14 protein-coding genes are annotated in these 13,099 nt (G+C 40.4%); 2 read left to right on the forward strand and 12 right to left on the reverse strand.

Annotated elements, in window-relative coordinates; all coding sequences use genetic code 11:
- Positions 1-30 precede the first annotated feature (30 nt).
- On the reverse strand, positions 31-660 hold the full coding sequence (locus AJGP001_RS12480; RefSeq protein WP_058384718.1) for a TVP38/TMEM64 family protein: 630 nt from the start codon (positions 658-660) through the stop codon (positions 31-33).
- Positions 661-799: 139 nt separating this feature from the next.
- Between AJGP001_RS12480 and AJGP001_RS12485 the strand changes: the two genes are divergently transcribed.
- Positions 800-1,495: an AzlC family ABC transporter permease gene (locus tag AJGP001_RS12485; RefSeq protein ID WP_078080606.1), complete on the forward strand. Its 696-nt coding sequence runs from the start codon at positions 800-802 to the stop codon at positions 1,493-1,495.
- Complete coding sequence (locus AJGP001_RS12490; protein ID WP_058384716.1) at positions 1,492-1,797, forward strand: AzlD domain-containing protein; 306 nt, start codon at positions 1,492-1,494, stop codon at positions 1,795-1,797. Before AJGP001_RS12485 ends, AJGP001_RS12490 begins: the two co-directional genes overlap by 4 nt.
- A gap of 58 nt (positions 1,798-1,855) precedes the next feature.
- Here the strand turns inward: AJGP001_RS12490 and AJGP001_RS12495 are convergent, their stop codons facing one another.
- From AJGP001_RS12495 to hpf, 11 genes are all read right to left on the reverse strand, one after another.
- Positions 1,856-2,113 (reverse strand): CsbA family protein, encoded by a 258-nt coding sequence (locus AJGP001_RS12495; protein WP_058384715.1) that lies wholly within the window; start codon positions 2,111-2,113, stop codon positions 1,856-1,858.
- Positions 2,114-2,125: 12 nt separating this feature from the next.
- Complete coding sequence (locus AJGP001_RS12500; RefSeq protein ID WP_071154709.1) at positions 2,126-3,277, reverse strand: PDZ domain-containing protein; 1,152 nt, start codon at positions 3,275-3,277, stop codon at positions 2,126-2,128.
- Positions 3,278-3,368: 91 nt separating this feature from the next.
- Positions 3,369-4,475, reverse strand: a complete 1,107-nt coding sequence (locus tag AJGP001_RS12505) for a trans-sulfuration enzyme family protein (protein WP_071154710.1) — start codon at positions 4,473-4,475, stop codon at positions 3,369-3,371.
- An 11-nt stretch (positions 4,476-4,486) separates the two neighbouring features.
- Positions 4,487-5,065 (reverse strand): TlpA family protein disulfide reductase, encoded by a 579-nt coding sequence (locus AJGP001_RS12510; RefSeq protein WP_058384712.1) that lies wholly within the window; start codon positions 5,063-5,065, stop codon positions 4,487-4,489.
- Positions 5,066-5,209: 144 nt separating this feature from the next.
- On the reverse strand, positions 5,210-6,094 hold the full coding sequence (ftsX, locus tag AJGP001_RS12515; RefSeq protein ID WP_058384711.1) for a permease-like cell division protein FtsX: 885 nt from the start codon (positions 6,092-6,094) through the stop codon (positions 5,210-5,212).
- Positions 6,084-6,770 (reverse strand): cell division ATP-binding protein FtsE, encoded by a 687-nt coding sequence (gene ftsE / locus AJGP001_RS12520; RefSeq protein WP_058384710.1) that lies wholly within the window; start codon positions 6,768-6,770, stop codon positions 6,084-6,086. Before ftsE ends, ftsX begins: the two co-directional genes overlap by 11 nt.
- 265 nt (positions 6,771-7,035) lie before the next feature.
- Entirely contained in the window at positions 7,036-7,374 is a 339-nt protein-coding gene (gene cccB, locus AJGP001_RS12525) for a cytochrome c551 (protein ID WP_071154711.1), read from the reverse strand.
- Positions 7,375-7,425: 51 nt separating this feature from the next.
- Positions 7,426-8,256 (reverse strand): YitT family protein, encoded by an 831-nt coding sequence (locus tag AJGP001_RS12530; RefSeq protein ID WP_410477393.1) that lies wholly within the window; start codon positions 8,254-8,256, stop codon positions 7,426-7,428.
- Between the two features lie 220 nt (positions 8,257-8,476).
- Positions 8,477-9,578, reverse strand: a protein-coding gene (prfB, locus tag AJGP001_RS12535; protein ID WP_143039566.1) for a peptide chain release factor 2 whose coding sequence is annotated in 2 segments (ribosomal slippage) — positions 8,477-9,505 and positions 9,507-9,578 — 1,101 coding nt in all. Because the reading frame shifts where the segments join, the coding sequence is not laid out codon by codon here.
- 62 nt (positions 9,579-9,640) lie between these two features.
- On the reverse strand, positions 9,641-12,157 hold the full coding sequence (gene secA, locus AJGP001_RS12540) for a preprotein translocase subunit SecA (protein ID WP_071154712.1): 2,517 nt from the start codon (positions 12,155-12,157) through the stop codon (positions 9,641-9,643).
- 305 nt (positions 12,158-12,462) lie between these two features.
- Positions 12,463-13,032 carry a ribosome hibernation-promoting factor, HPF/YfiA family gene (hpf, locus tag AJGP001_RS12545; protein ID WP_058384706.1) on the reverse strand — a complete coding sequence of 190 codons (570 nt, stop codon included), beginning with the start codon at positions 13,030-13,032 and terminating at the stop codon, positions 12,463-12,465.
- Between the last annotated feature and the right edge of the window lie 67 nt (positions 13,033-13,099).

Below are 13,099 nucleotides of genomic sequence, written 5' to 3' on the forward strand. Positions count from 1 at the left end.
TTAAAATTTGATTGCCACCTTTGGAATGGCTTACTGTTGTTGTTTTTTGCGTTCTTCTTTTGCTAAGCGAAAATCCGCTTCCACTTTTTTATGTAATCGCTTTTCAAGAATTTTACCGATTACATACAATAAAATAATGACTGCGATCACAATTGCCGTTCTAATTGGTTGTGTAAAAAGCGCACGCAGATCGTAACCCACATAAGAAATTGTAAAGACCATAACAAGTTTTCCCGCCATCACCGTCAATAAATAATAATGCTTGCGGATATTGGATAAGCCAGCCACAAGATTAACAAGCGCAGATGGCGTAAAAGGTAAGCAAAGCAATAGAAATAACGGACCAAAACCATTGCGTTCTACCCAGTGAATCAATTTTTGTACTTTGTCATGACGCGTCATGAAATTCATGAAGCGGGCTCGCCCGTATTTGCGGACCAGTAAAAACACAGCATAAGCGCCAATTACTGAGCCACCCCAAGATAGCAAGAACCCAAACCATAATCCATAAGCCGTGGCATTAGCAAAAACAAAAACAAATAATGGTAAAAACGGCAAGAAGGCTTCGATAAACGGCAACAAGAAGCCGATTAATGGACCAAATGCTCGGTAGGACTGGGTCAATTCAACAATATTCTCCATAGAAAAAAACTCTGTCATAAGCTCAGTCCTTTAATCTGTTTAATTTTTCAAAATACTAGCCCAAACTAAAAAGCTTTTGTGCTATGCTATTATAATTACTTTACACTCTTTCAAAGAGTTTGGAAAAGGAAATACTTATACATAGGGAGCGAAAAAAATGAACGGACGTGAGTTTTCTGCTGGATTAAAGGCTGGAACTAGCATTGCGATTGGTTATTTTCCAATTGCATTGACCTTTGGTTTATTAGCAAAGACTACTGGGCTTTCTTTACTACAAGCCACGGCGATGAGTATTTTTGTTTTTGCTGGTGCGGCACAGTATATTTCACTTTCTCTCATTACAGCTGGAGTCGCTCCAGTCTTGATTGTGTTAAATACCTTTATCGTTAACATCCGTCATTTCCTTATGACGGCGGCACTCAACGAAAAGATGCAGCCTGACGATCGCTGGAAAAAAGCGCTTTACGCATTTGGAATTACCGACGAAACTTTTTCTGTATTAGCTACACAAAAGGGCACTAAATTATCTACTGCGTTTGCTGTTGGTGTTATCGTCATCGCTTATGGAAGTTGGGTCATATTTACAGCAATCGGTCATTTAATCGGTGCCAACTTGCCGCAATTCCTACAAGCTTCTATGACCATAGCACTTTATGCAATGTTCGTTGGATTGTTAGTACCTTCAATGCGCGGCAATCGAAAAGTCGTCAGTCTAGCTATTTTAGCAGGTCTGACCAATTCCCTGTTTTACTTTACGGAATGGCTTTCAACGGGGTGGGCCATTATGGTTTCAACTTTAGTATCCGCTATCTTCATTGAATGGATTTCTCGGAAAGGTGTGAAGGCAACATGAATTCTTGGTATTGGTGGATGATCCTTGGCATGGCTGTCGTGACGTATATTCCCCGTGCCATTCCGCTAACTTTTCTAGAAGGCCGCGAGTTGCCTGCAGCCGTACAAAATGTGCTGCGCAATATTCCATATGCTGTTTTAGGTGCACTGATTTTTCCGGCAATATTTTTCATTCAAGAAAACGTTTGGTTTGGCATTATTGGTGCTATTGCAGCATTTGGCTTTGCCATTGCAGGTGCTAACGTTATGCTTGTCGTTCTTGGTTCTATTGCTGTGCTAGCAGTTTACAGTCTGTTTATCTGAAATAATGCACCGTAAATCGTACTGATGCGTAAACAATCTTTTCAAACAAAAAAAGCCGTTACTCATTTTCATGAGCTTCGGCTTTTTTTCTACGTTTAAACATATTTGTGGCATACCAGAATCCGGCAGTAAGAGAAGCCGCATTGGCGATAAACAATAACCACGTATGAGTGTATCCTGCATAAACAGCTGCTGCCATAAGCGCCACTGTTAAAATTAATGCCACAATGTGATTAAATGTCACTCTCGTAAACAGGATGACGAGTAATCCTGGCACGAGCAGAGACAGAAAGAATTTCGTTACCATTGATTCCATTTAGTTATCTCCTTAATTGACCACTAATAATCCCAGTCGGTGGTGATCGTGACGGAAAATAACATGCTGGCGTAAACGCACTTCCAAGTTATGATCCAGTACTTCCAGACGGCAATGAGCAGCATTAACTTGAATCGCTTCATACAGCTCCGACTCGTTTGCAATGGCAATACCATTTACTTTACGAATAACTTCTCCGCGCAATAGGCCCATTTTGTCAGCTGGAGACCCCGGCAACACATCAACAATCATGACTCCTTGAGATTGCGGTGTCACGGCAAAATTGCCGCCGCGCTCTCTTAACACAAAGTGGATGGAGATCGCGATACGTCCAATCACTCCTACAACTAATGCGACTACGGCTAGAGGCTGCCACAATAATGCGACCAAACCAATCACCACAATGCTAATTCCTAAAGTAGAAACCGCTTTGCCGACCAGTGGGTATAGGTAAACTGGCAATGTCCGTTGTGAGCGGCCAAAAAATCCAAAAACAAACGGGAATAGAATTAACGAAAAACTTGTTTCACCAATTGGCAATTGTGGCCAATATGGCGCATACGTATCAATTACCGTACCCGGCACGACTAATAGAATTGGCAATAGCCACAACCTTTTTGAAACATAAGCGGCCGCTTTAAGTCCGCGACCAGATTTATGCAACCTCGGCGATGCTGCTTCAGCAGCAGCTTTATCAATCATTTTCCCTTCAGCAAATACCAGTGCCCCCGTAATGAGTGCGACAGGAATTAACCACTGGTAGTCAAAAGCAATTCCTTCGAATGTAAATAAGCCAAAATTCAACGTCCAGCTATTGGCCTGAAACAACCAGCTGAGTGCTACAGCAGCTGTAGCTAGATAAACAAATGAGCCTGCTTGATAAAAGCTTGTTGCCATTAACAAAATAGAAATGATCGCTAAAGCAATTAGCCAATCCAGTGGCACGACGAGCCCAATTCCTGCAAATAGGACTGAAAATATGACTGCATATAACCAACCGTCTTTCAATAGTCGTTTAAATTCAGTTAATCCGTAAACAATTCGAATTCGAAAAATCCTTCTTTCTTTCTTTACACGATAATATCCCAACAACACTGCAGCGAGCAATGCTATGTATAAAACCGGATTTATAAAAAATCCACCAATCGCTAACATTAAATCCATTATCACTATACTTACACCATCCCTATCACCGACAATAAACGCTATCTCTCATTGTACCAAAAATTGCCGGCTTTCTACACTTCTTTTTCAGTTAACCAAATGCGGCATCTAATTGTTCCAAAATATCTTTAATGCCTTCAATTCCAGCAGACAATCGAATTACTTGGCGTGTCACGCCGACTTTCTCTTTTTCTTCAGCTGACAGTGCTCTATGCGACGTTCCATAAGGATACGATACAGTCGTTTCCACGCCAGCTAACGTAGGTACTATTTTGATCCAGCCAAGTGATGAAAAAAACTTCGACACATCAATTGTTTCCGGCAATTCAAAAGAAACGATTGCTCCAACTCCTGGATACCAGACGCGTGCTTTATCTGTTAAAAAATTAGCAATTGCCCCAGCATTTGCTGTTTGTGTTTTCATTCGGAGCGCCAAGGTTTTAATCCCGCGAATCGTCAGCCATGCTTCAAATGGACTTAAATTCAATCCTAAATTGACCACACGCTTTTCAGCAATGCCAATCAAGTCTGCATCTCCAACTAAAACGCCAGATGTAACGTCGCTATGACCCCCTAGATACTTTGTCGCACTGTGTGCTACTAGATCTGCCCCAAGTAAATACGGAGTCATTGTGTAAGGTGTAGCAAACGTATTATCTATCATAATACGTACTCCATAATGATCTTTTAATTGGCATAAATTCTCCATGTTTTCTAAGCGCAAAAATGGATTAGTAATCGATTCACTAAATAGCAATTTGACTTCAGGGAAATCAATTAAAATCCCTTCGATTTCACTACGATCCGAAAAGTCCGCAAAATGAACTTGGATTCCCATCAGCACTAACTCTTCCTTTAACAAATGAAACGTTCCGCCGTAAACATCCTGAGCAGCTAAAACATGATCGCCCGATTTTACTACAGATAGGATTCCAGCTAGAATCGCTGAAGTTCCAGAAGATGCCGAAACTCCTTTAGGTGCTTGTTCTAAATCAGCTACAGTCTGACCAAGTGCATCAGTGTTCGGATTGGCTGTTCTTGAATACAAATACGTACCATTGCCCTCGTAATAACCTTCAAGCTCTTCCAAAGATGAAAAAGAAAACGCTGAAGTTTGATAAAGTGGCATAACTTTCGATTGAATCGTACGTTCCTTCATTGTAGCGGTATGCACTGATTTTGTTTCGATTGATGTCATTTTTCCATCTCCTATTCCATTGCTTCCACTAATTTCTCCATCATTGGCAAATCCATTGGACCTACAACTTTGTTCTGAATACGTCCTTTAGTATCAATCATATACGATGTCGGGATAGACACCGCTTGATAAGTGGCACCAACATCGCCTTTTTCGTCCATCGGAATAGCGAACTCTAGCCCAAATTCTTCGACAAACTCTTCGATTTCCTCCAAGCCTTTGTCTTCTGTCGTTAAATTGACAGACAAAATGACTACATTTTCCTCTTCAGCATGCTCTTCGAAATAACTTTGCATATGCGGCATTTCAGCTCTGCACGGAGGACACCAAGTAGCCCAAAAGTTCAATAACACTTTCTGTCCTTGATAATCCGATAACGTCACCTCTTGACCATCTAATGTAGTCAATTGAAAATCTGGAGCTTTTTCTCCTTTAGCTAAACCCTCATCTGTTGGCAAAAAATCCACATTACTGCCGATTGCCATGTTATCAAGCGCTTCGGACTCCGCCATGTTGTTCTTAACAGCCCCGATTATAACGAGTACTACCATAGTGGCCAGTACCAATAATCCGATTATTTTTTTAGGCATCTGTTATTCACTCCATTCAACTTTCATCATACGATAAATGAGACCGATTATTCCACTAAGTTTCTTTAAAAATGTGACAGAATAACTGGAATCTAAAAAACAGCCGACATCCATATGCCGGCTGTTCCACATGCTAAACCACTCTTACACGCGCAAAAATTTTCTGATTGACATAAAGCTTCCCCATACCCCAATAAATACGCCCATCAATAAAATCAAGGCACTTACTTGGTAGATGAAAGGAGAGAAGTCCAATAGCTGGAATAATTCTCCACTCAAACGAGGTTGTGCAAATTCGGTAATTTTTTTATAAAGTAGCGCTACGAGACCAATCGGAATAAGAGAACCTAATATCCCAAGCCACATGCCTTCCAAAATAAAAGGAATGCGAACGAACCAGTTTGTAGCACCTACTAATTTCATGATTTCAATTTCACGACGTCTCGCGACAATCGTAATACGAATTGTATTAGAAATTAGGAACATTGCGGTAAATAACAAAGCCAAGATTAAAATCAAGCCCACGTTTCTTCCGGCATTTAGGAAATCAAAAAGTTTCTCTATTTTGCCTTCTCCGTATTTCACATCTTCAATGTTCTCAAGCTTTGCAATACTTTTCGCAACGGTTTCGGTTTGTTGCGGATCGGTCGCTTTTACATAAAACACATCAAAAAGTGGATTACTTTGTTCAAATAAACTCAACTCATCTCCAAAATCAAGAACCAAGTCTGTTAACTCTTCTTCTTTCGTTGAAAAATTGGTTGAGTCTACTCCTGGAATTTCACTAATTTGAGACTCTAATTTTTCGATTGTTTTGTCTTCAGCTTCTAAAGAAACGAAAACTTTGATTTCGACATCTTTTTCAAGATCATCAGCCACTTTGTTTAAGTTCATCATGATAAGAACAAATACGCCTACCAATAATAGTGTGACTGTAACGGCACTTACTGAAGCAAACGTCATCCAGCTATTTCGACCAATGCTTTTAAAACTTTCTTTGAAATGACGCACCATTGTTCTAGCCTTCATAGCCGTAGTCACCTCCAGCTACATCACGGACAATTAATCCGCCTTCAATTGCAATAACGCGATGTCTTAATGTATTCACGATATGTTGATTATGCGTTGCCATAATAACGGTTGTGCCCGCTTTGTTGATTCGTTCAAATAAATCCATGATATCCCAGGCTGTTTCAGGATCCAAGTTTCCTGTTGGTTCGTCAGCTATCATCACTTTCGGCATGTTCACAATTGAACGCGCAATTGATACACGCTGCTGTTCGCCACCGGATAATTCAGTCGGGAACATTTTGGCTTTATGTTTTAACCCAACTAAATCCAATACTTCCATGACACGTCTTTTAATATCTGCCGGTTTTTCTTCAATTACTTCCAATGCAAATGCTACATTTTCATAGACATTTAATTTTGTGAGCAATTTGAAGTCTTGAAACACAACGCCAATTTGACGACGCAACATGGGAACTTTCCGATTCTTCAATGTGGCGATATCAATGTCATCCACAAACATCTGACCAGAAGATGGCCGTTCTTCGCGATACATCATTTTGATGAATGTCGATTTCCCTGCACCACTTGGTCCTACTATATATACAAATTCACCTTGTTCAATTTCAACATTGAGACCGTTCAAGGCAACAATTCCGTTCGGGTATTTCTTGTAAACATTCTTCATTTGAATCATTTTTATTACCACCTACTAGTAATTGGCTTGCGCCAAAATTTTTTCCTTAGAATTTCACAGCAAACCCATTATAACACCTTAAACCTACTTTTTTATTACATTTTTGTATCATTTAAAATTCAATCTGAATAAATAGAATGATATAAAAACTGAATGAAAAAGGTATTTCGGATTAAAAATATTACATATTAATCCACTTAAAGAAGAGAAAAGTGTTAAAAACAACTAAAATTGAACAAAAAAATAAACCTGCTAGTCAGCAGGTTTATTTCATTTCAGCCAAATACTTCGCAACTGCATCAGCTTCTTCGCCTTCAATAAGCCCAGCTGGCATTGCACCTTGTCCATTTTCGATGACAGAATGAATCTCTTCTTCTGATAAACGAGATCCAACATCATTCAAAGCTGGAAAATTACCCGCGCCTTCTAAGTTCTCACCATGACAAGAAATACAGTTTTGTTGAACCACTTGCTCTGCATCGACGGCTGCAGTTTCTTCTCCGCCGCTGTCAGCTGGTGCATCAGGTTCTGATGTATCTTCTCCACCACAAGCTCCAAGAACAAGCGTTGCGCCAAATAGCATGACCATTAATTGCTTTTTCATTTAGTGACCTCCTCATATAGTTTATCTAGTTCTTCTTACAGTATACCAAAGTTATGGTCGTTTGAAACCTTCTCCCAAAACTTCAGAAGCATCGGACACGATAACAAAGGCGGATGGATCGATATATTTAACTAATTGTTTTAGTCTAGTAAATTCTGTTTGAGGAATAACTACCATTAATAAGGGTTTTTCAGTTCCCGAATATCCTCCTGTGGCAGCGAGTTCCGTTACACCTCGATCAACTTCATCGTAGATCGCGTCCCGAATTTCTTTCTGTTTCGTCGTAATGATATAAACCAATTTTGATTGACCGAAGCCAACTTGAACAAGATCAATTGTTTTCGTTGTTACATACAAACCAATCAATGCGTAAAGCCCTTTTTCAATATCAAATACTAATGCCGCGGCCAGCACGATAAAGCCGTCAATCATTGCAACACTTGTCCCTAAACTGACCCCTGTGAACTTTGTAATAATCTGTGCAGCTAAATCAGTTCCTCCTGTAGAAGCTTTGCCTCTGAAGACAATGCCGAGCCCAAGACCCACCATTATCCCCCCAAACAAAGCACCGAGCAAGGGGTCGAGTGTCCACGGTTCCCACGACTCTGTCAAGAAGACAACGAGTGGTAAAAACACAGTACCCACAGCCGTTTTAATCCCGAAATTTTTTCCTAACAAAATCAATCCTGCAATAAACAATGGGATGTTAAAAGCCCATTGAACAAATGCCGGTCTCCAGTCAAGTACACTTTTTAATATTGTACTAATGCCGCTTACGCCTCCGGAGGCTACTTCATTTGGCAACAACAATACGTTAAAGGCAATGGCCACAATCGCTGATCCTATAATTACGCTCGTATAGTCTATGAAAAACGTCAGCATTGGATGTGGATCTTTGCGGATACGACGATTTTTTTTAGTCATTTAGTTTTTTCCTCTTTTCTACACGTCGATTAAACCCTGTCAGAGTATACCAAAAGCTTCGCACTTTGTGAACTTCATTTGAGTAAAGCAGGATCACCAAAAAAAGCCTGAAAGCTGGTGGGCTTTCAGGCTTTTTGCAAAGCTAAAAAAAGAATAGCTTTCAGTTGCTTTGCTGTTCTTATTCCATTTTAGAACGCAATAAGGAATTGATAAATCCATCAATATCGCCGTCCATAACTGCTCCTAAATTGCCTGTTTCGTAGTTGGTACGATGATCTTTAACCATCGAATACGGGTGAAATACGTAAGAACGGATTTGACTTCCCCAACCGATTTCTTTTTGTTCCCCGCGAATCTCAAGAAGACGGGCTTCTTCTTCTTCAATCTTCAAAGCATATAATTTTGCTTTTAACATTTGCATTGCTTTTTCACGGTTTTTAATTTGCGAACGTTCCTGCTGGCACGTCACGACAGCTCCCGTAGGAAGGTGCGTGATTCGAACAGCAGAGTCTGTTGTATTAATGTGCTGTCCACCTGCCCCACTTGCCCGGTACGTATCAATCTTCAGATCCTCAGTGCGGATATCAATTTCGATTTCACCAGTAAATTCTGGCATGACTTCACAAGACACAAACGAGGTATGACGACGACCAGACGAATCGAAAGGCGAAATACGAACTAAACGATGAACGCCTTTTTCAGCTTTTAGGTATCCGTACGCATTGTGTCCTCGGATACCAAGAGTAACGGATTTGACCCCTGCTTCGTCGCCTGCCAGGTAATCCAATGTTTCAACTTTGAAGCCACGTTTTTCTGCCCATCGTGTATACATGCGTAGTAGCATCGAACACCAGTCCTGAGACTCCGTGCCCCCTGCGCCCGGATGCAATTCCAAAATGGCATTATTTTTATCGTATGGCTCGCTAAGCAACATCGTCAATTCATAATCAGCTAACTTAGAAATGAATTCTTTCATTTCTTTGTCGACATCTTCGTGCAAATCTTCATCGTCTTCTTCTCTTAATAACTCTAAAGACATTTCCATATTTTCTTGCGTTTCCATGAAACCGTAATACGTATGAACGATTTCCTTTAATCCATTCAATTCTGAAATAACGGTTTGTGCCGATTCCTGGTTGTTCCAAAAATCAGGATCAAGCATCATTTCATCTAATTCCTGTATGCGGGATTCTTTGTTCTCTAAGTCAAAGTGACCCCCTAAAGTCGGCCAATTTACTGGCTGATTTGTCGAGCTCGTTGCGGATGTCTGCTAATTCCATCATCTGTTCCTCCTCAAAATAACACCGAAGAGCAAATGCTCTTCGGTCCTTTCACACATTTCTTATAAAGCTGTACCGTGGCAATTTTTATACTTTTTGCCGCTGCCACATGGGCAAAGATCGTTACGGCCAACTTCCATTTGTTTACGGACAGGCGCCTTTTTCTTTGTCGGAGCTGGTCCATCTTCTTTCGGGTTAACGGCTTGACCTTTTGCAACTTCTTCACGCTGGAGGTTATTGCGAATTTCAGCTTTCATTGAGTACTTCGCAACGTCTTCTTCAATGGCTTCGACCATTGCCTCAAACATTGCAAATCCTTCGCTTTGGTATTCACGAAGTGGATCATTTTGTCCATACGCACGCAAGTGAATTCCTTGACGCAATTGATCCATTGCATCAATGTGGTCAATCCATTTTGTATCGATTGAGCGAAGCAAAACGACTTTCTCAAATTCACGCATCCGCTCAGGCGTCATTTCCACTTCTTTTTCATCGTAACGAACAGCTACAGCTTCTTTAATGAAAGTGATGAGCTCTTCTTGAGATTTGCTTTGAAGATCGGCTTCTGTCACCGTGTTTTCCGGAAGAAGATTCGCTGCAATCAATTCATTCAGTGATTTCAAGTGCCAGTCTTCTTGTTTTTCTTCTGCTGTATGCGTGTAGACCATACGTTCAATTGAACTATTGATCATGTTTTCAACTAGGGCACGCATATTTTCAGTTTCTAGCACTTCCATACGCTCTTTGTAGATAATTTCTCGTTGTTGACGAAGAACATCATCGTATTGAAGCAAGCGTTTTCGAGCGTCAAAGTTATTACCTTCTACTCGTTTTTGTGCGGATTCAACAGAACGTGTTACCATTTTCGATTGCAATGGTTGGGAATCGTCCATTCCTAATTTGCCCATCATCGCACGCATTGCGTCTGAACCGAAACGGCGCATCAAATCATCTTCAAGAGACAGATAAAATTGAGTAACACCCGGGTCACCTTGACGTCCTGAACGTCCACGCAACTGATTATCAATGCGGCGTGATTCGTGGCGTTCTGTACCGATAACTGCAAGTCCATCTGCTTCAATAACACCTTCTCCGAGCTTAATATCTGTTCCTCGACCTGCCATGTTAGTGGCAATTGTTACAGAACCTTTTTGACCAGCATTTAAAATTATTTCTGCTTCATGTGCATGATTTTTTGCATTCAACACAGAGTGCTTAATGCCTTTTTTCGTCAAATATTCCGAGATGATTTCTGACGTTTCAATGGCCACTGTTCCGACTAGAACTGGCTGACCTTTGGCATTACGTTCAGCAATATCATCCCCTACTGCTTTGTATTTACCGGCAGTCGTAGAATAAATCAAATCTACGTGATCTTCACGAATAATTGGCTTGTTGGTCGGAATGACAATAACGTACATATTGTAGATATTGCGGAATTCCTCTTCCTCAGTTTTCGCTGTACCCGTCATCCCAGACAATTTATCATACATACGGAAATAGTTCTGGAAGGTAATTGTGGCCATCGTCATCGATTCATTTTGAATCTCTAAACCTTCTTTGGCTTCTATCGCTTGGTGTAAGCCGTCAGAATAACGACGACCTTTCATTAAACGACCCGTAAATTGATCAACAATAACAACTTCTTCTTCTTGAACAATATAATCTACGTCTTTGTGCATGGTTACGTACGCCTTTAAAGATTGGTTAATCGTGTGATTTAAACGAACATGGCTAATGTCAAAAAGATTATCGATGCCGAATGCTTTTTCGACTTTTTCGATACCTTCTTCTGTTAACACAACGCCTTTTGTTGTTTCATCGTAGGTATAGTCTGTGTCTTTTGTTAACAAACGAGCAAAAGCGTTTGACTGCAAATACAATTGAGCCGCTTTGGCTGCCTGTCCTGAAATAATCAGCGGTGTACGTGCTTCATCGATTAAAATAGAATCGACTTCATCGATTACTGCATAATTTAGTGGACGTTGCACCATATCTTCTTTGTAAAGAACCATATTATCACGCAAATAATCAAAGCCCAATTCATTATTTGTACTGTATGTTACATCGGCCTGATACGCTGCTCGTTTTTCGTCTTTCGTCAAACTATTTAAGTTTAATCCGACAGACAATCCAAGCCATTCATATAACTCGCCCATCTCCAAAGCATCACGGCTAGCCAAATATTCGTTGACCGTTACGACGTGGACGCCTTTTTTACTAATAGCATTCAAGTAAACAGATAAGGTTGAAGTTAAGGTTTTACCTTCACCGGTTTTCATTTCTGAAATATTACCTTCATGTAACGAAACCGCACCCATAATCTGTACACGGAATGGATACAATCCGAGGACACGCTTGGATGCTTCACGAATTGTCGAAAATGCTTCTGGCAATAGGTCATTTAATGACTCACCTTTAGCATGACGCGCCATAAATTCTTCTGTTTTTGCTTTTAATGCTTCGTCAGTCAAAGCTGCAAAGTCTGAAGCTAGTGCTTCTACGCGATCTGCTACTTTTTCTAATCGTTTTAAATCCCGTTTATTCGGATCAAATACCTTATTTAATACTCCCAACATATCTATACCGCTCCTTGCGTAAGTGTCCGCCGATACTCAACATACCGGATGACTGCTTTAGCTTTTATCGTGCCCTAGTAAGCAATAATACACTTATCAAAATTATCATCAGTCTATTCAAAAAAAATCTCACTATTTATTTTAACACTGCGCAGAAAAGCGTGCAAATAATGGCGTTGTGTTCAAAGAACCAATTTGTGGAAATGCGGCAGATTACCAAGGAGTTGCTCCAAATAAACGTAAAACAAAAGCCTCTCGGTTTGAGAGGCTTTTGTGAGGTTATCAAATGGATAAAGCACCGTTTTTTATTGTGCAGAAGTTTCGATCAAGCCGTAACTTCCATCTTTTCGCTTGTAAACAATATTCGTGTCATTAGATTCTGCGTCCGTGAAGACGAAGAAGTTATGTCCTAGCATATTCATCTGTAAAACCGCTTCTTCTTCATCCATCGGTTTCAACTCAAATTGCTTCGTGCGAACGATTGTGAAATCCTCGTCCTCTTCTTCCGTTTCGTTTTGGTGGCGTGTATCATTTTCAGCAACTGCAAATGACACGCCCATACCATCTCGATCACGGAACTTACGGTTTACTTTCGTTTTGTATTTACGGATTTGACGCTCTAATTTGCTAACAATCAAATCTATTGCTGCATACATATCGTCATGCCGCTCTTCAGCACGTAATGTTAAATTTTTCATAGGTATTGTAACTTCCACTTTTGTTTGGTTATGATTATACGATTTCAAGTTGACCATTGCGGTAGCATTTGCACCGTCTGTAAAATAACGTTCAATTTTTTCTACTTTCTTTTCAATGTGATCGCGTATTGCTGGAGTTACCTCGATATTTTCGCCTCTAATGTTGAATTGCAACATATTAACTCCTCCTTCTATTGTGCTATCTATACAATTCTACACATTCCCTTGTCTTCCCTTCTTAAAA

This window comes from Planococcus faecalis (assembly GCF_002009235.1).
Taxonomy (GTDB): domain Bacteria; phylum Bacillota; class Bacilli; order Bacillales_A; family Planococcaceae; genus Planococcus; species Planococcus kocurii.

Coding starts and splice junctions, on each gene's coding strand:
- AJGP001_RS12490 (WP_058384716.1), top strand. CDS start 1,492: ATGAATTCTTGGTATTGGTGGATGATCCTTGGCATGGCTGTCGTGACG.
- ftsE (WP_058384710.1), bottom strand. CDS start 6,770: ATGATTCAAATGAAGAATGTTTACAAGAAATACCCGAACGGAATTGTT.
- AJGP001_RS12505 (WP_071154710.1), bottom strand. CDS start 4,475: ATGACATCAATCGAAACAAAATCAGTGCATACCGCTACAATGAAGGAA.
- secA (WP_071154712.1), bottom strand. CDS start 12,157: ATGTTGGGAGTATTAAATAAGGTATTTGATCCGAATAAACGGGATTTA.
- AJGP001_RS12485 (WP_078080606.1), top strand. CDS start 800: ATGAACGGACGTGAGTTTTCTGCTGGATTAAAGGCTGGAACTAGCATT.
- AJGP001_RS12530 (WP_410477393.1), bottom strand. CDS start 8,256: ATGCTGACGTTTTTCATAGACTATACGAGCGTAATTATAGGATCAGCG.
- AJGP001_RS12480 (WP_058384718.1), bottom strand. CDS start 660: ATGACAGAGTTTTTTTCTATGGAGAATATTGTTGAATTGACCCAGTCC.
- cccB (WP_071154711.1), bottom strand. CDS start 7,374: ATGAAAAAGCAATTAATGGTCATGCTATTTGGCGCAACGCTTGTTCTT.
- AJGP001_RS12495 (WP_058384715.1), bottom strand. CDS start 2,113: ATGGAATCAATGGTAACGAAATTCTTTCTGTCTCTGCTCGTGCCAGGA.
- AJGP001_RS12500 (WP_071154709.1), bottom strand. CDS start 3,277: ATGGATTTAATGTTAGCGATTGGTGGATTTTTTATAAATCCGGTTTTA.
- AJGP001_RS12510 (WP_058384712.1), bottom strand. CDS start 5,065: ATGCCTAAAAAAATAATCGGATTATTGGTACTGGCCACTATGGTAGTA.
- hpf (WP_058384706.1), bottom strand. CDS start 13,032: ATGTTGCAATTCAACATTAGAGGCGAAAATATCGAGGTAACTCCAGCA.
- ftsX (WP_058384711.1), bottom strand. CDS start 6,094: ATGAAGGCTAGAACAATGGTGCGTCATTTCAAAGAAAGTTTTAAAAGC.